Origin of the sequence: Streptomyces sp. NPDC057445, from assembly GCF_042802855.1 — a bacterium.
Lineage (GTDB): Bacteria > Actinomycetota > Actinomycetes > Streptomycetales > Streptomycetaceae > Streptomyces.
Genome location: NZ_JBHVDH010000011.1, coordinates 58,749 through 75,841, shown reverse-complemented (window position 1 = coordinate 75,841; position 17,093 = coordinate 58,749). Strand labels below are relative to the sequence as shown.

9 protein-coding genes are annotated in these 17,093 nt (G+C 70.1%); 2 read left to right on the top strand and 7 right to left on the bottom strand.

Annotation, left to right across the window (positions count from 1 at the left end):
• Positions 1-38 precede the first annotated feature (38 nt).
• Positions 39-1,145, bottom strand: coding sequence for an ImpB/MucB/SamB family protein (locus ACFU5O_RS22970; RefSeq protein ID WP_384243402.1), 1,107 nt, complete (start codon positions 1,143-1,145; stop codon positions 39-41).
• A complete protein-coding gene (locus ACFU5O_RS22965; protein ID WP_384243400.1) occupies positions 1,142-4,594 on the bottom strand; it encodes a DNA polymerase III subunit alpha in 3,453 nt (1,150 codons plus the stop codon). Before ACFU5O_RS22965 ends, ACFU5O_RS22970 begins: the two co-directional genes overlap by 4 nt.
• Before the next feature lie 497 nt (positions 4,595-5,091).
• Here ACFU5O_RS22965 and ACFU5O_RS22960 point away from each other — a divergent pair, with 497 nt between their 5' ends.
• Complete coding sequence (locus ACFU5O_RS22960) at positions 5,092-6,240, top strand: AI-2E family transporter (protein WP_384243397.1); 1,149 nt, start codon at positions 5,092-5,094, stop codon at positions 6,238-6,240.
• Between the two features lie 87 nt (positions 6,241-6,327).
• Here the strand turns inward: ACFU5O_RS22960 and ACFU5O_RS22955 are convergent, their stop codons facing one another.
• Complete coding sequence (locus ACFU5O_RS22955) at positions 6,328-7,413, bottom strand: S1 family peptidase (protein WP_384243396.1); 1,086 nt, start codon at positions 7,411-7,413, stop codon at positions 6,328-6,330.
• Positions 7,414-7,822: 409 nt separating this feature from the next.
• On the opposite strand from ACFU5O_RS22955, the gene ACFU5O_RS22950 reads away from it, so the two are divergent.
• Positions 7,823-8,683 (top strand): alpha/beta fold hydrolase, encoded by an 861-nt coding sequence (locus ACFU5O_RS22950; RefSeq protein ID WP_384243660.1) that lies wholly within the window; start codon positions 7,823-7,825, stop codon positions 8,681-8,683.
• Between the two features lie 41 nt (positions 8,684-8,724).
• On the opposite strand, the gene fxsT is transcribed toward ACFU5O_RS22950, so the two are convergent.
• From fxsT to fxsBH, 4 genes are read right to left on the bottom strand one after another with little or no spacing between them, the layout of a single operon-like run.
• Positions 8,725-12,654, bottom strand: a complete 3,930-nt coding sequence (gene fxsT / locus ACFU5O_RS22945) for an FxSxx-COOH system tetratricopeptide repeat protein (protein WP_384243394.1) — start codon at positions 12,652-12,654, stop codon at positions 8,725-8,727.
• Entirely contained in the window at positions 12,638-14,026 is a 1,389-nt protein-coding gene (fsxC, locus tag ACFU5O_RS22940; protein WP_384243391.1) for an FxsC protein, read from the bottom strand. Before fsxC ends, fxsT begins: the two co-directional genes overlap by 17 nt.
• A 59-nt stretch (positions 14,027-14,085) precedes the next feature.
• Positions 14,086-14,877, bottom strand: a complete 792-nt coding sequence (locus ACFU5O_RS22935; protein WP_384243389.1) for an aminoglycoside N(3)-acetyltransferase — start codon at positions 14,875-14,877, stop codon at positions 14,086-14,088.
• Positions 14,858-17,080, bottom strand: a complete 2,223-nt coding sequence (gene fxsBH / locus ACFU5O_RS22930; protein ID WP_384243387.1) for a radical SAM/SPASM protein FxsBH, inactivated beta-hydroxylase extension form — start codon at positions 17,078-17,080, stop codon at positions 14,858-14,860. Before fxsBH ends, ACFU5O_RS22935 begins: the two co-directional genes overlap by 20 nt.
• Positions 17,081-17,093: the final 13 nt, after the last annotated feature.

Genomic DNA, 17,093 nt, shown 5'->3' with positions numbered 1-17,093 from the left:
ACAGATCCGTGGGCACCTCCTCCGTGCTGTCCACCACGCTACGAACGGACGTGAGGCGATCCATCGGACGGAGAACACGAGAAAGTCGGCACCGTTCGTATCCGGGACCCAACACTGGCCACCGAAGGCACCACAGGGCCCCCCTTTCCTGCCGGCACGGGCTGGGACGCAGCCAGGGCGGCTGGACGGACGGCCTTCACCCCGAAACGCCTGCGGGCCCGGTCTGCGGCGGCTTCGGCGGCGCGGGCTCGGGCGTCACCGGGGTCCAGGGAGAGCTGGCGGTAAGCGCCGCCGGCCGGCAGCAGGTCGTCGGCGCGGATTGCGAAGGCGCGGACTCGTGCTCGTTGCAGCCCGAGGGCGGTCAGCAGACCCAGAACAGTTGCGGCGAGGGCCGGTGAGTGGTTGGTGGGTTCCGGCAGCGTCCGCATACGGGTGGTGGAACTGCGGTCGGCATACCGCACCGTGAGGGTGATCCGGCCGGCGACTTGGCATTCGCCGCGCAGACGCTGACCGATCCGGTCGGCGAGCCCCAGGACGGATCGGTGATGCTGTGCCGGATCGAGGCAGTCCCGGTCGAGCACGAGATCGGAGGTCAGGTACGCCGCCGGTTCCACGGGGGTGACCGGGCGGGGGTCGTGGCCGCGAGCACGTTCGGTCAGCAGCCGTGCCTGGCCGGCGCCGAGGAGGCGCTGCAGGGCCGCCGGAGGTAGGTCGACGACCTGGCCGATGGTGTGCAGGCCATATCTGCTGAGCGTTGACGCCGTGGTGCGGCCGATTCCGGGCAGTGCGGTGACCGGTCGGGGGTAAAGCCATTCGGCGGCCAGCTCGGCAGGGACCCAGGTGGTGTCTCCCGGCGCGGACGCGTCGGCCGCCATGGCCGCCAGCATGCGGTTGCCCGCGAGCCCGGCGCTGCTGTCGATGTCGTAGAGGGCCTTCAGCCTGATCTTCGCCAGCTGGACCACGTCGTAGGGGGACAGGTCGAAGTACCGGAGCGCCGAAGTCAGGTCCAGTTGAACGGCGTTGGGCGGGACGGCTTGGACGTGGGGCGTGACACAAGACATCAGTTCGATTACGTCACTGTACTGGTCCTCGGTCAGTGCGGCATGCAGATAGAGGTGGGCGATGTGCCGTTGGCGCGTGGTCATCCTGCACTCCCCGGACTGGTGTAACCGAACTTCTTCAGGTCGGCCGAACGGCTGCCGGCGGGCTGCAGGTCGGCATACGGGTGCAGGCGGGCACCGGTGGTGCCGTTGGCCAGGGTGCGCTGCGGCTGAGCGGGGGTCGGGTGCGGGCGGTCGGCGCCGAGGAGGGCGAGAGCGGCCTCGGGGCCGTTGTCACGACGGGCTGCGGCGATCTCGTCCAGGTCCCAGGCCATGGTGCCGACGACGGTGCGGCGGGTGCCGCGCACCTGGACCGTGCCCCGCACCAGCAGCAGCCCGCTGTGGAAGACGGTGTGCGCGCAGGCGGGATGGGAGTCCTCGAAGAAGGCCAGGTCGACCAGGCCGGAGCCATCCTCCAGGGTGACGAAGATGACCCGCTTGCCGCTGGCGATCGGCGGGGTCTGGGTCGAGGCCCGCACGCCGGCGACGAGGACCTGCTGACCGGCGCGCATTCCGGCCAGGTGGGCGGCGTCGGTCGCGCCGATCTCCCGCAGCAACCGGTGGTGGTGCTCCATCAGGTGCTTGGAGACATCGATGCCGAGGGTGCTCAGTTCGGCGCTCAGGGCTTCGCGTCCGGTCATTTCCGGAAGGCCGCTCGGCTCCGCTCCACCAATGGCACCCGGATCGAGGGGCAGCTGGCCCTTGCCCGCGGACCGGTTGCGGGACTGCCGGTGAAGTTCGGCGATCTGCAGCAGCAGGTCGCGCCGCGTGAGGCGGCCGTCGTGGAGAGAGCTCAAGGCGCCGATCTCCGCGAGGCGTTCGGCGACGGGCCTGCTGGGCCGGGCCCGCTGCCAGAAGTCCGACAGCGATCCGTACGGCTGGCCTTCTTCGATCCGCGCGCATTCCTCCTCACTGATGCCGTGCACCGCTGACAGTGCGAGACGTACGCCCCACTGCTCTCCGTCGGCCTTCTCCACGGTGTGCTTCACCTTGGAGCGGTTGATGTCGACGGGCAGGACCGGCACGCCGCGGCGGCGGGCGTCGGAGACGAGGACACGCTTGGGCCACATGCCGGGGTCGTGTTCGAGGAGGCCGGCCAGCAGGAACGCGGGATAGTGCGCCTTGAGCCAGGCGCTCTGCAGGGCCGGTACGGCGAAGGCGACCGCGTGGGCCCGGCAGAAGCCGTAGGCGCCGAAGGCTTCGGCGGTCTTCCAGACCTCGTCCCGGACGGCCGCGCTGTAGCCGCGGGCCTGTGCCTGGCGGTGGAACCAGTCCTTGATGCCGGGCAGCCGGTTCTTGTCGCCGAGTGCCCGCCGGGCGATCTCGGCCAGCGCGCGGTCGCAGCCGGTCATGACCGAGAGCGTCTCGATGATCTGCTCGTGCCAGATGGTCACGCCGTAGGTGTCGGCGAGCACCGGCTCGAGGTCCGGGTGGGCGTAGGACGGCGTGCCGCCGTGGCGGGCGGCGATGTACCGCTCCGGCATGCCGCCGGCGACCGGCCCGGGACGGAAGAGGCTGATGTCGGCGATGACGTCCTGCGGATTGCGCGGCTGCAGCCGGGACAGAAGATCTTGCTGACCAGGCGACTCCAGCTGGAACAGTCCGAGGGTCTGGCTCTCCTGGATGAGCTTGAACGCGAAGACGTCGTCGAGCGGCACCTGCTGTGGGTCGTCCAGGTCGATGCGGTTGCCGGTCGTCCGTTCGATCTCCGCGACGGCCTGAGCCATTGCGGACTGCATCCGGACTCCCAGGACGTCCAGTTTGATGTTTCCCAGCGCCTCGATTTCCTCCTTCGCCGCCATCGCCATCGGATAGTCGCCCTGCGGAGTCGGCTGCACCGGCAGCCGGTCCAGGAGTGTCGCGTCGCTGATGACCACGCCGCAGGGGTGCATGGCCATGCCGTGGATCAGGGAGTCGAGGCCCTCGGCGAGCTCCCACAGGGGCCCGTACCTGTGCGCCTCCGCGGCCAACTGCCGCAGCTCGGGCAGTTCGGCGAGTGCGCCGGTGATGTCGGAGGCCCGCAGGTGCGGGAAGCTCTTGGCGATCCGGTCGACGTCCGCGGGCGCGATGCCGAGGGCGAGGCCGGTGTCCCGCAGGGCCCGGCGGGCCCGGTAGGTCTCGGGCATCGCGGTGACTGCCACCCGTTCCTTGCCGAACCGGTCGAAGATCGCGTCGTAGCACTCCAGCCGTCTGGCGGACTCCACGTCGATGTCGATGTCGGGCAGCGAGCCGCGGCGCACGCTCAGGAAGCGTTCGAACAGCAGATGATGGTCGAGCGGGTTGGCGGTGGCGATGTCCAGCACGTGGCAGACCATCGAGCCCGCGCCCGAGCCGCGGGCCGCGACCCGGATGCCCTTTGCCCGGATGTCAGTCACGACTTGGCCTACAGCGAGAAAATACGAGTCGTAGGCCAACGTGGAGATCACGGCGAGCTCTTCGTCCAGCCGCTCCAGCGCAGCCCGGTCGCGATCCAGGCCGCGCCGGGCCAGGCCGTCCTCGCACCGCTCACGCAGCAGCCGGGCTGCCCCGTCCGCACCGGGTTCGGCGCCGAGCACTTCCGGTTCCGGGAGGTGCGCTGTGCCCAGTCCGAGGTCCGCCGCGGGGTCGACGGTGCACGCGGTCGCCGTGGCGGCGGTGTCCGCCAGCAGGCGACGCGCCCGTCGGGCGTCGGCTCCGGCGCATTCGGCGATCATCTGCGCGATGCCCGCCGCCCTTCCCTCGTCCTTGAGCCAGCGCTGGCCGCTGTCCAGACGGCGCCGGTCGATGGGCCGCAGCAGCCGCGCGGCGTCCAGAACATCCGCGAGGCGGTGCTGGTCCGGGTCGGCGTAGCGGACAGCGTTGGAGAGCACGGCGGTCGTACCGGTGCGGTCGGCCAGTGCCAGGGTGCGGGCGGCCAGACGCAGCGATCCCGGTCCGGTGCCGAAACGTTTGTGCACGACAGTTTCCAGCCGGACCCCGTTCCCGAAGATCTCCCGCCATGGCGCCAGCAGCTTCATCGCGGCATCCTCCCGACCCACTGCCAGTGCCCTCACCGGCTCCGAGAGGGGGCCGAGCAGGACCACCAGGCCGGGGCCGCCGTACTCGCGCAACGCCTCCCACGGGACCCTCGACGCCCCGCCGGCCACCGCACCTGCATGGGCGGCCGAGGTGATGCGGCACAGCCGGGCCCATCCCGCCCGATTCTGCGCGAGTAGCACGAACCGCAGCGGCGGCTCGATCACGTGGGCGCCGCCGCGCGCCGGAGTACGACGCCGCTGCCCGGGAGGAGGGGGCGCGATGGCCTCCACCGCCAGGTCGACGCCGAAGACCGGCCGGATCCCTGCTCCGGCGCAGGCCTGGGCAAAACGAACGGCACCGGTGATCGTGTCCCGGTCGGTCAGCGCGAGCGCCGCCATGCCTCGCTCAGCCGCCCTTCGAACAAGATGCTCCGGATGGGCGGCGCCGTAGCGAGCGGAGTAACCGGATGCGACGTGCAGATGGGCGAAGCCCGCCATGCCGCACCTCCATCACTCCACCCCTTTTTTGGCCACATGCCCGATACGTTCATCGTACGCTCGTTCGATTACTCTAACCCCATCAGCCCCGGTCAGCGACCAGATTCGAACACATCAACGATTCTTCGGGGAAGTGAGCAGCGGCCGAAACAGGCACCACCCCGTCACCTTCCCAACGGGGTGGAACAGTTGGGGAAATCACCCCATGGCGAGCACCGCGCCGCCGCCATCGAGCGAATCCAGGCGGACGGGCGGGTGACGGTCTGTCATGAAAACGGCACTTTCCGCAACGGGTCCCCCGCCCACCACTCCACCCCGCCCCACCTGTGCATACGGCGTCCGAAGTCAACGGGCTCCGGTCGGGAACACCGCAGGCTCGCGGCTGGAGGGGCGCCTGGGGCCCGAGGGTGCCATCGGGGGAATGTCCGGCCGCACGCGTTGGACCCCCGGCACCGGGTGGTACCAGTCGAGGCGTACCGGGAGGTGGTGACGGGCAGATGCCGAGGCGATCCGCCGCGCGACGCGGCAGCGGCCGGCCCCTGCCGCCCGGTACGGCGCGACGCGGGCGCGGGCGCCCGGCACCGAGCGGCGAGCCGCCGGTCTCCCCCGCTCTGCGCACGGCCGCCGCCTACTCCTGGCGGCTCCTGGTCGTCGGAATCCTCGTGTCCGCAGTCTTCTCGGCCCTCGGGCGCTTCCACGAGATCGCCGTGGCCGTCTTTCTCGGCCTCGTCGGCACGGCGATGCTCCGGCCGGTCGCCGAGTTGCTGGCCCGCAGGCTGCCGCGCCCGCTCGCCGTCGCCCTCGCGCTGCTCGGCAGCATCGTCGTCGCCCTCGGCATCCTCTCCCTGGTCGGCGAGACGGTCGCGAGGGAGTGGGTCACGCTGCAGCAGGAGTTCGGCGCCGGGATCGGCAGGATCGAACGCTGGCTGGAGCAGCCGCCGTTCCGGCTGGACCCGAAGGCACTCCCGGACATCCAGTCACGGATCGGCCGGTTCCTGTCCGAGCACCGGTCGGATCTGTTCAGCAGGGCTCTCAGCGGCGCCGGGCGGGTGGTGGAGGTACTGACGACGCTGGCGCTGGCGCTGTTCTGCTCGGTGTTCTTCCTGTACTCGGGCGACCGGCAGTGGGGCTGGTTCTGCTCCCAGCTGCCGCCCTCCGCCCGGGACCAGGTGTCGGTGGCGGGCCTCGCGGCCTGGCGGACCTTCACCGGATACACACACGGCATCGTGCTCGTGGCGGCGACCAACGCGGTGCTCGTCGGCGTGGCGCTCTTCGTCCTCGGTGTGCCGCTCGCCGTGCCCCTCGCCCTGCTCGAATTCTTCGCCGCCTTCATTCCGCTGATCGGCTCACCCATCGCCCTGGCCGTGGCCGCGGTGGTGGCCCTGGCGGCCAAGGGCCCGGTCATCGCGGTCGTCGTCATCGGACTGATCGTGGTCATCGGGCAGATCGAGGGGCATGTGCTGCACCCGATCGTGATGAGCTGGGCCGTACGGCTGCACCCGGTGGTCGTGGCGCTCACGGTCGTCGGCGGGGCCATCGCGGCCGGAGTGATCGGCGCGATCGTGTCCGTACCGCTGGTGTCGGTCATCTGGTCGGTGCACCAGGCCCTGCGCCGGGGGGACGCACCGGGCCCGGGCCGACCCTGAGGAATGCGACGGGCCCACCCCAGAGGGACGCAAAGGGCCCGGGCCACCCCTGAGGGACGGCCCGGGCCCGTGAGGTTCAGCCGCGCGTCAGCCGATCTCGGCGCCGAAGGCCTGAAGGGCCTCGGTGACCGGCTGGAAGAACGTCTCACCGCCGGCGGAGCAGTCGCCGCTGCCACCAGAGGTCAGACCGATGGCGGAGTCGCCGGAGAAGAGCGAGCCGCCGCTGTCGCCGGGCTCGGCGCACACGTTGGTCTGGATAAGGCCGTTGACGACCTGGCCGTCGCCGTAGTTCACGGTGGCGTCGAGGCCGGTGACCTCGCCGTCGTGCACCTGGGTGGTGGAGCCGCTGCGGGACACCTTCATGCCGACCGTCGCCGCGGCCGCCTGGGTGATCTCCTGAGTGCTGCCGTTGTAGAGGTCCACGGCGCTCGGGTGGTCGGTGTCGCCGTTGTACTTGACGAGGGCGAAGTCGTTCTCGGGGAACTGGGAGTCGACCATCGTGCCGATCGCCGGGCCGCCCGCGGACTCGGACCATTCGGTGCCGGCCTCACCGCAGTGGCCGGCCGTGATGAAGTGCGGCTGGCCGTCCTTGACGACGTTGAAGCCGAGCGAACAGCGGCCGCCGCCGGTGTGAATGGCGTCACCACCGGCGATGAACGGCTTGAACTCCCCCGCCGACTTCTTCAGTTCCGCCTTCGCCCCGAGGCCCTTCACGACCGTCTGGAGCTTGCTCCACTGCGCACCCTTGACCGTGCGGTCGGCCGTGACGACCACCTTGTTGGTCACCGGGTCGGTGGCCCACGACGTACCCGGGATGGTCGCGTCGTCGGTGAGGGTCTGCCGGGCGGACTTCAGCTCGGCCAGGGTGTTCTCGACGATTCTGGCCTTGCCGCCCGCCTCGCGCACGGCCTTCGCGGCCTCCTCGTCCACCACATTCATCACCAGGGCCTTGGCCTGGGCGTCGTAGTACGCACCGGCCGCGTCACCGCCCAGGTCCTTGCCGAGCGTCGAGGCGAGGTTTCCGGCCGCCGTCGCGGACAGGGTCTTCACCGTGACCTGAGGGGTTTCCTCACTGGCGTTCGCAGTCTGGAAGGTGACTCCGGCGGCCACGAGCGCGACGACGGCTCCACCTGCCATCGTGGCGCGCTTCTTGGATATGCGTCGGTGCTTCACGTTCGACCTCCTGTGGGGGCCGCGTACGGGCAAGTGGGGTGACCGCACACGGAGGATGAGGCGCCCACTATTCCGAGACTCGCGGGTAGCACACAAGGTCGACTTCAGGACGCGCACACGACCGGCAGAATGCGCCCCCCGTTCGTTCACAACCGCCGCTCACCACCACCAGTTCCGTTTGCGAACACCCGTTGCAATCGAGCTATGGGCGGCGCGTGAGGACTAGTCCTGTCCGGATTTCATCGGTGCCGGACCCTCCGATTCCGGCCCGCTGATGGGTAATCATCTTGGTGGCGGGGAATGCCAGGACAGTATTGCTGCACACAGCACATACGGACAGATACACAGATACACGGTTATCCACCTGCACGGACCGTACGGTGAAGGAGGCGGGGGGTTGCGACGTCGCATGCGCGCGTCGGACGGGCGGCATCTGATGGTGGAACGCCTCGGGGATCCACAGGGCAGGCCCGTCTTCCTGATGCACGGCACGCCGGGGAGCAGACTGGGCCCGGCCCCGCGCGGCATGGTGCTGTACCAGCGCGGGACGCAGCTGATCGCGTACGACCGTCCCGGCTACGGCGGCTCCGACCGACGGGAGGGCCGCAGTGTCGCCGATGTCGTCGAGGACGTGAAGGCGATCGCCGACACCCTGGGACTCGACCGTTTCGCCGTGGTAGGCCGCTCCGGCGGCGCCCCGCACGCCCTGGCCTGCGCCGCGCTGCTGCCCGACCGGGTGACCAGGGCCGCCGCGCTCGTCACGCTGGCGCCCCGGGACGCGGACGGTCTCGACTGGTTCGAAGGGATGGCCGCGTCCAACGTCCTCGAGTACACGACGGCCACGGCCGACCCGGACGGGCTCACCGCCCGCTTCATCACACGGTCCGACGAGATCCGGCGGGACCCCGTCAGGCTCCTCGACGATCTGCGAAGGGAGCTCACGGACTCCGACCGGATGGTCGTCGCGGACGCCGGCGTACGGACGATGCTGCTGCGCAACTACCAGGAGGCACTGCGCACTTCGGCGTACGGCTGGATCGACGACGCGCTCGCCTTCTGCAGCCCCTGGGGCTTCGATCCGGCCGAGATCAAGCCACCCGTGCTGCTGTGGCACGGCGAGAAGGACGTCTTCTCGCCGGTCGGTCACTCCCGCTGGCTGGCGGAGCGCATCCCGGGCGCGACGGCCGTACTGGAACCGACGGCCGCGCACTTCGACGCCCTGCATGCCCTTCCCAAGATCCTGACCTGGTTGCTGGAGCCGGATCACTGAGCGGCCCGGTTCGCCCTCGAGCGGGCGAACCGGGCCCTCGATCAGACGGCCAGCGGCTCCAGGTCGCGGTGGATCCGCCGCTCGTCGCGGGCGATCCGGGTCATGTTGTGGTCGTCACCCAGCAACCGGCCCAGCTCCTCCACGGTCTCCGACCTGAGCGCCGCGGCCTCGTCCTTGCGGCCCAGCGAGCCGAGGGTCACGCACATGTTGGAGGCGACGGCGAGGGTCTCCGGATGGTGCCCGCCCAGCACCTCGCGGAGCTTCATGAGCGCGCGCCGCTCGGTCTCCAGCGCCGCTTCCAGCTCTCCCATGTCCGCACGGGCGTTGGCGAGATTGACGGTGCAGAAAACGGTGTGCGGATGGGCGCTGCCGAGGACGTCCGTCATCCTCCTGATCGTGGGCTGGAGTACCTCCTCGGCGAGTTCGGGTGCACCGCAGCCCCAGTGGTAGATGCCGAGGTTGTTGATCGCGGCGAGGGTGTACGGGTGCTTCTCGCCCGGCACCTCCATGTACTGGTCGACGACCTCCTGGGCCAGATCCCTGGCCGCGACCGGTTCCCCGGCCGCGAACAGGTCCGCCGCGAGGTTCAGATCACAGGCCAGCGAATCGGGGTGCGCATAGGTGTACTTGGCGCGGTAGCGGTTGCGGGTGGCCGTGGTGAGCCGGCGGGCGTCCTCCAGCCTGCCGGCCCTGCGCAGCGACACCGCGAGGCTCTTGGCCGCCGCGAGCGTACCGGGGAAGGCCCGGCCGAGCGTCTCCTTGTAGCTGTCGTACGTGCGCGCCAGCAGCGCCACCGAGTCCTCGTAGCGGCCCACCTCACGCAGGTCGCGCGCGAGCGAGGTGGCCGAGGAGAGCGTGTACGGATGCTCGGGCCCGAGGACCTCGGTGCGCCGGTCGAAGACGTCCTGGTCGATCTCCCGGGCGCGTGCGTACTGGCCGACCATCCGCAGGTTCAGCGCGAGGTTGTTGGCGGCGGCCAGGGTGCGCGGGTGGGACTCGTGGAAGATCTGGCTGAAGCCCTCGTGGGCCTCGGTGGCCAGTTCCATCGCCTTGCCGTACTGGCCGAGCGTACCGAGGTCCATCGCGAGACCGCTGGTGGTCATGTACGTGTGCGGGTGGGAGGGGCCGAGCACGGCCTGCTGCCGCTCCAGGGTCACCTCGTCCAGCTCCCGCGCCTCCACGTAACGCCCCTGGGAGCGCAGGATGTTGGAGAGGTGGAAGCGCAGATACAGATACTGGAGGTCGTCGTTTCCGAGCATGTCGCGCCAGACGTCCCGCAGTTCCTCGGCGAGCGCCCCCGCGGTCTGCCAGTCGCCGCGCTTCCACAGATAGCGCACCCGGTCGATGAGCAGCCGGCGGGTCTCCGGCTCCTTGCAGAAGCGGGCCTCTGAGGTGCCGAGGTGCGGCCAGATGGTGTTGAACCGCGGCCAGGTCTCGGGGTTGTCGATCGGCTCGTCGTCGTCGGGGCGTGCCCCGGCGAGGATCCGGTGGACGGCATGCCGCGCGTCCATCTGCTCCTCTTCGCTGAGCTGCGCGCGGATGACGGCCTGCACCAGCCGGTGCACCTGGATGGAGTTGGAGACCTGGTCGACCTTGGCGAGGGCGAACCGCCCGATCTCCCGGATGACCCGGCCGAGTACGAGCTTCTCCTGGAGGGACGCATCGTACGGCTTGAGGGCCTCGATCATCTCCTTGCTGTAGAGGAGGTTCGCGGAGATCGGCTCCGGCGCGAAGAAGGCGCAGAGCTGGAGCAGCCGCACGGCGGCGGGTGAGCGTTCCTTGAGCCGTTCGATGGAGACGTTCCAGGTCGCGGCGACCGGCTCGGGATAGCCGGCGGGCTGGTTGAGCGCGAGGACACTCGGGGCCTGCTGGGCGAGCTGCTCCAGATACGCGGCGACGGGTGTGGCGGTCTCTGCGATCCACGCCGCGGCCTGCTCGACGGCGAGCGGCAGGTCACCGACGGCGCTGGCGACCTGGTCGGCGTCCTGCATGGTCAGTCCCGGGGCGCGGCGCTGCAGGTGCTCGACGGACTCCTCGCGGAGGAAGACGTCCACGGGCAGCGCGTCACCGTACTGGGACCACGTCTGGTTCCTGGAGGTGACCAGGATGTGCCCGCCGGTCGGGAAGAACCGCTTGAGCTGCTCGGGGTCGTCGGCGTTGTCGAAGACCAGCAGCCAGCGCGAGGTGGGCACTCCGCGGCGCAGCAGATCGATCGCTTCCTGGGATGCGGCCGCCATGTCCTCGCCGCCCTGCGCGCCGAGCCGGATGGCGAGTTCGGCGAGCCCCGCGACGACGTCGTCCATCTGCTCGGAGGAGATCCACCACACCAGGTCGTAGTCGGCCATGAAGCGGTGCACGTACTCCAGCGCCACCTGGGTCTTGCCGACGCCGCCGAGTCCGTACAGCGTCTGGGGCTGCGGAAGGACGACGGCCATGCCGCCGCCGAGCTGGTCGCGCATCCGCTCCAGGACGACGGAGCGGCCCGTGAACCCGGGGTTGCGGGGCGGTGCGTTCCAGATCTTGGGAACGGTGCCCGGGAAACGCGGCCCGGGCGAGACGCCGTCGGCCAGTTGCACCGGACGGTCAAGGGCGCGCAGCAGCGCGGTGGTGGCGTGCACCTCGTCGAGGCGGAAGAGATCGACGGGATTGCGGTCGATGTACGGCGTGGTGAGACGCACGTCGCCGACGCGCAGCGGCAGGAGATGACGCCTGCCGCCGCCCGGGTCCTCCGACGCGGCGCGCTCCCACACCTCCACCGCCCGGGCGGACTTGAGATAGGCGCTGGAGAGCAGGACCACGGTGCGCGCGGCGGTCTCGGCTGCCGTCGTGGCGGTGCCGTCCTGGGGAGGTTCGGCGGAGACGTCGCGCGGGACGACGCGGAAGCCGGCCCGGGTGAGCACGGACTCGATCCAGTCGGCCCACATCCGGTTCTCTGCGACATAGCTGAGGAAGAGGTCGGCGGGCAGGGCGGGACGGCGTCGGGTGAAGGCGTCCCTGATCCGCAGCCTGACCTCCTCGCCGACCGCGGGCATGGAGGTGATCGCGCCGTCGGTGATGACGGCGGTGAGCCGTTCGAAGGCGGAGAGCAGGGAGTTGGTGAGCCCGGCCTCGTCGCCGAAGGTGGCCAGGGTCTCCTCATAGGCGTAGTAGGGGCGGTACGGAATCTCCACCGCGCCCCAGTAGGAGGTGAGTTCGTCGCCCGCGAGTCCGGTCGGGAAGCGGTCGAACTTCAGCCGGGCGAGGGCCCGTCCGGCGTCGGCCTTCTCCTTCTCTCCCTCGTCGATGCGCATCGGCACGGGGAAGATCCGGATGCCGCGGCCTCCGTAGCGTTCGTCGATCTGGCGGGCGACCGCCGCCGCGCCGTCGATGGACTGGTCGCTGAGGGTGAAGCAGTCGACGAGGACGTCGGGCAGATGGACGGTGCAGATGTCGGCGATGTCGCTGAGGCCGGTGCGGCTGTCGATGAGGACGTAGTCGTAGTTGGCCTTCATGTCGTCGCGCAGGGCGTCGAAGAAGTGCCCGCCGCCGAGGCGGTCGTAGAAGTTGTCCCAGTCGAAGGTGGAGACGGTCGCCGAGTACTCGCGGTTCTGCTTGCCCGCGGAGACGAAGTCGAGGGTGCCTCCCTCGGGGAACTCCCAGCCCAGGCTCTCGGGTGTGAGGGAGACGGCGTGCGGCTGGATGCGGGCGTAGTCGCGGTGCCAGTCGTCGGGGCGCTGCACGGGGCTGGTCGCGGCCCAGGCGTACTCGGTGATCAGGTCGATGACACCGGTGGTGGCGCCGAGGGTGGAGGGGTCGAGGAAGGGGTGGAAGAACTTGTGCAGGCCGGGGGCCTCGAGGTCCCAGTCGACGGCGAGGACCCGCCTGCCGTTCGCGGCGAGTATCCAGGCCGTGTTGGCCATGGCCATCGTCCGGCCGGTACCTCCCTTGTACGAATAGAAGGTGACGATGCGTCCGTCACGACTGGCTGTCATCCGTGTCCTCCGCATCGGGCGCCTGGTCGAGCATGTCGTGGATGAAGTGCGTGGTGGCGTACTCGGCGGCCATGGGGCCGCGCAGCCGGGGGCGTTCGGTGTGACTGCCTCCGGCGGGTGGATAGACCTGCGCGTGTCTCAGGTACTGCTGAGCGGCCGCTTCGACCACCTGGGGAAGGATCTGACCGAAGGCTTCCATGCTGGGTACGCCGCGGGCCGCGGCCCGCGAGGCGGCACGCCCCTGGCTGAGCTTCGTGGGCAGGGTCGCCTCCAGTTTCGCGGTGAGTTCGCTGTCGGCTGCGCGGCTCTGGTGGTCGTCGCGGTTCCAGGGGACGACGACGCTGACCCAGGGACGGTGCTCGGCGTCGAAGGCGGCGAGCCTTTCGCGTCTCTCCTCGTCCTCCAGGGCCCAGCGGTCGATGAGCAGCAACTCGGGCTGGACCGGGGGCTGTTTGGCGTCGAGGGGTGCCGCGTCGTGGTCGAAGGAGGAGATCGTGGCCTGGTAGTTGAGTGAGCGGACCAGGTCCTGTGCGACATATCCGAGCGGTCGGGCGGAGTCCGGATGGTACGGATTCCAGTCCTGCGACATCTCGCCGTAGTACACGGGGTCGCGGCCCTCGGGCAGATCGTGCCGGGTGGGGGCGGCGACGGTGACCCGGATGGGGCGGGGCCCGCTGCTGCGTGGCCCGGCCGCGCTCGGCGGGCCGAAGGCGCTGGGTGCCTGCCGGTAGTCGAGTGGCCGGCTGGGGCCGACTCCGGCGGTGTCGGCGACACTGACGATGCGTTTGGCCAGTTCGTAGACCGCGCGCTCGTACTCCTCGGCGAATATCCGGAGTTTGATGAGCCCGTAGAGGCCGTCGGTGACGTAGCGGTCCCCGAAGGCGCGGTGGTTGAACTGTAACCGCTCGGCCGGGCCCGGGAGTTGCTCCGGGGGCATCGGCACCCACAGCGCGGGCACGATGGCCTCGGCCGGCCGGTTGCTCTTGGCCTGGTGGTAGATGGCCCGCTGGGCGAACGCGTACCACTCCTTGCCGCACATCTCACTGGCGAAGTAGCGGGGCGAGAACAACGGTACGAAGACACGGCAGGTGGCGAGTACCTCGCCGAGCCGCTCCGACCAGCCCTCCCCCGAGCGTATCTCCCGGTCCATGAATCCGGCCGGGGCACCGGCCGGCAGATCGGTCATGGCCATCACGTGGCCGCACAAATCGCGGAATAACCGTTCGACCCACATATCGGGGTCGGGGCCCCCGGCTCCGTACCTCGGCGTGTGCGCATAGCTCAAGAAGAAGTACGGCCGATGATCCGCCGCTCGCTGCTGCGATGACGCGTGCACACGACCCCCGTCCTGGTCCTGTGTGAACACTCGCACTCACGACTGAGGGAGTGCGAGCGAATTAATCATTCCGGAACAGACCGTGCTCCATCCCCTCACCGTCGGTCAATCTGGGGCCGGTTTTCGGTCATCCACGTCACGGCGTGGTCCACGGCATCCCTGATCGAAAACAATCTCGCAGTCGTTCCTCCCAGTTGTCCCTTCTGTTCCCGATTTCCTTCGAACGCTTCCCCGATGGCCGCGAAATCGCTGTCGTCCAGTGAAACGTCCTTGTACTCCGTCCATTCCGCACCGTTCGCCCCATGCACCACACAGCGATAGCTGCGCGGCGGGGAGCCCGTTCGGTATTCGGCCAGATGGAAGGCGGTGCAGACGGAAAATCCCACATTGATCATCAATACGCGGGCCCGCGCCCGGTACAGAGCGGCCAGCGGGGACGTCTCACCGAAATGGGACTCGAGTGGATGCGAGGAGAGCAGTTCCCCGGCCCTTCGTCCCAGCCCGGCGAAGGAGACCTGGGGATGCGTGCTGCGTACCGCGCCACGAGCGGTCCGAACGGACTCGGCCAATCGGCCCATACCGGAACAGGGTGTCGTGGCAGGATCGAAGGCCGGCATCGTGGCCCGGAAGGCCGCCGCCTGTGTGGGTGTCATACCGGACACCTGACGCATGTGGGCGGTGGATGTGTCCGAGTTCTCCGTGGTGAACGCGGGGACGACCAGCGTCCCGTCCGGGCCCACCGCCGTCAGCAGCGCGTCGCGCAGCACCGCGGCGTCAAGACCCGTGCCGCCGAGCGAGGCGTGGACGAGCACCACGTCCCCTGCCGACAACCCGAGCTCCGTGAGGCCGCGCGCGAGCCCGTCCCGGTCAGCCACGGCATCGGTCACGATCCGCCTCTTCCCCCAGCCGGGCCAGCAGACGCTTGCCGCTGACCGTCAGTTCAGCCGCACGCTCCAGCGTCTCCAGCGCCCGCAGTGCCTGCTCGGCGCTGCCCTTCTCGAATGCCGCGAGCCCTGCCCGTTCGTACGCCCCCGCCAGCAGCTCCGACACGGGAACAGGTGCGTCCGTCCAGGGGGCGGGGTGGGTCCACCAGCCGTCCTCGGCATAGAGGTCGGTGACCTCCAGCAGGGCACGCAGCCGGGCCCTGCGCCGGCCCCGCAGCAGTGCGAGCGCCAGCTCCCGGGAGTCTCCGTGCAGGGGCAGTCCGAGGGCGCCGAGGCCGTGCCGCCCGACCGCGGGCCCGGCGCGTCCCGCCAGCGGGGTCAGCGTGGACAGCGATCCCGCGGCGGACCCGGCCTGCTCCGGCGCCCGCTCACGGAGCAGGCTCCAGGCGCCCGCGAGCCGACCGGTCCAGTCGGCGGCCTCGTCGAGACCGAGCCGCGCCAGGACCGGTAGGCCGAAGCAGTCCCGGTACGGGTCGAGGTCGTCGATCGCGAGGTCCGGCGCCCCGTCCCGGCCGAGCCGGCGTACCGGCAGCCAGTCGGCGCTCGGCTCGTCCAGCGGGGTGATACGCCGCTCTACGCCGTGGGCCCGTACCAGGAAGCCCTTCTCGACGGGCCGCACCTCCGCGATCCCGCGCTCCCCGGCACCGCCGAACCGGAGTTCACCGAGGGTCGGCAGCAGCAGGGCACCGTTCTCGTACGGGACGTGGACGTGCAGATCGGATCCGCCCCGCACGGCGGCGGCGGCGACCGACGCGGACAGCCGGGCGGCCGGTGTCGCGGCGGCACCGGGCCGGTCCTCCTGCAGGGCGTCCAGGGTCTCGTGCAGCCAGCTGCGTGTGTACGGATGGGCCAGCACGTCGTCGAACCCGTCGGAGCGCTCCACGGCTCCCGTGAGCTCCCAGGCGCGGGCCCACGCCTCGCCGCCTCGCCCGGCCAGCTCGTCATGGAGTCCGGCGAGCAGCAGCCAGGTCAGCTCGTGCTGTTCGGTGCCCAGCGCCGCGTCGTCCGTGACCGCGGGAGACACGGAGGCACGGGCGGTACGCCGTTCGACACCGCGGACGAGCGCCTCCAGGTCCGCGCAGTACACGGACGTGTTGTCGAAGTCCGTGCCGGTGCGGTAGCGGTGGGTGTAGAGGCCGCCACCGCACGAACGTACGACAGGGCACCGTCGGCAGGTCTCGCTGACTCCGGCCAGGCCGAGCTGGCGGGCGCGGACGCCGGGATGGGCCGCGACCTCGTCGAAGGAGTGGGCGAAGACGTCGAATCCGGTCGCCGCGGCGCCCTCGTAGGCGCTCTTCAGCGAGTCGACCTGCTCCAGTGTGCCGTCGGTCTCCACGACGACGAGGTCGGTGGGAGCCAGGCCGAGCGACTCGGTGAGGCTGGGGCCCCCGGCGAGCGTGGACAGGACCGATTCGAAGAGCCGTACGGGAACCGGCCGGCCCTGGCGGTCCCAGCGGTCGAAGACGGTGAGGAGCCAGTCGGCGTAGGCGGTGGGCGAACCGTCGGGCCTCGGGGGCGGATCGTCCCAGGTGGCGTGCGGCAGCAGGAAGTCGATGCGCGGAGGGTCGAGTTCCATCAGCGCGTCATGAACGGCGACGGGGTCGTTCTGCACGTCGATGGTGCAGAGCAGACCGAGGTCGAGGTGGCGGTAGCGGTCCTGGTGCAGCAGTTCCACGGCCCGCAGGACGAGGGGGTGGCTGCTGCGGCCGTCCGCGAAGCGGCGGTGGCGGTCGTTCGCCGCCTTGTCCCCGTCCAGAGAGATGCCGACCTTGACGCCGAACTCGTCGAAGAGGTCGAGATAGCGGGGGCTGAGCTGCAAGCCGTTGGTATGAATGCGCAGGTCGAGCGCGGCGACGCCGTCGAGGGCGGCCGTCAGCTCCTCGCAGATACGCCGTAAGCGGGCCGGACCCGCCAGCAATGGCTCCCCTCCGTGCAGGATCACTGACACGGAGGGCAGTGCATGGTTCCTTGTATGCTCGGCCAGTCGCCGAGCTGTCGAGATAATCGCCTCGTCAGAGATTGTCTTAGGGCGTGTGCGCCAGCTCTGATCTGCGTGTTCGTAGATATAGCAATGGTCGCATGCGAGATCGCACCTGCTGTGGACCTTCAGCACGATCTCACGGAATGGGACCAGGGGTCCTGTCATTCCACCAGTCTAG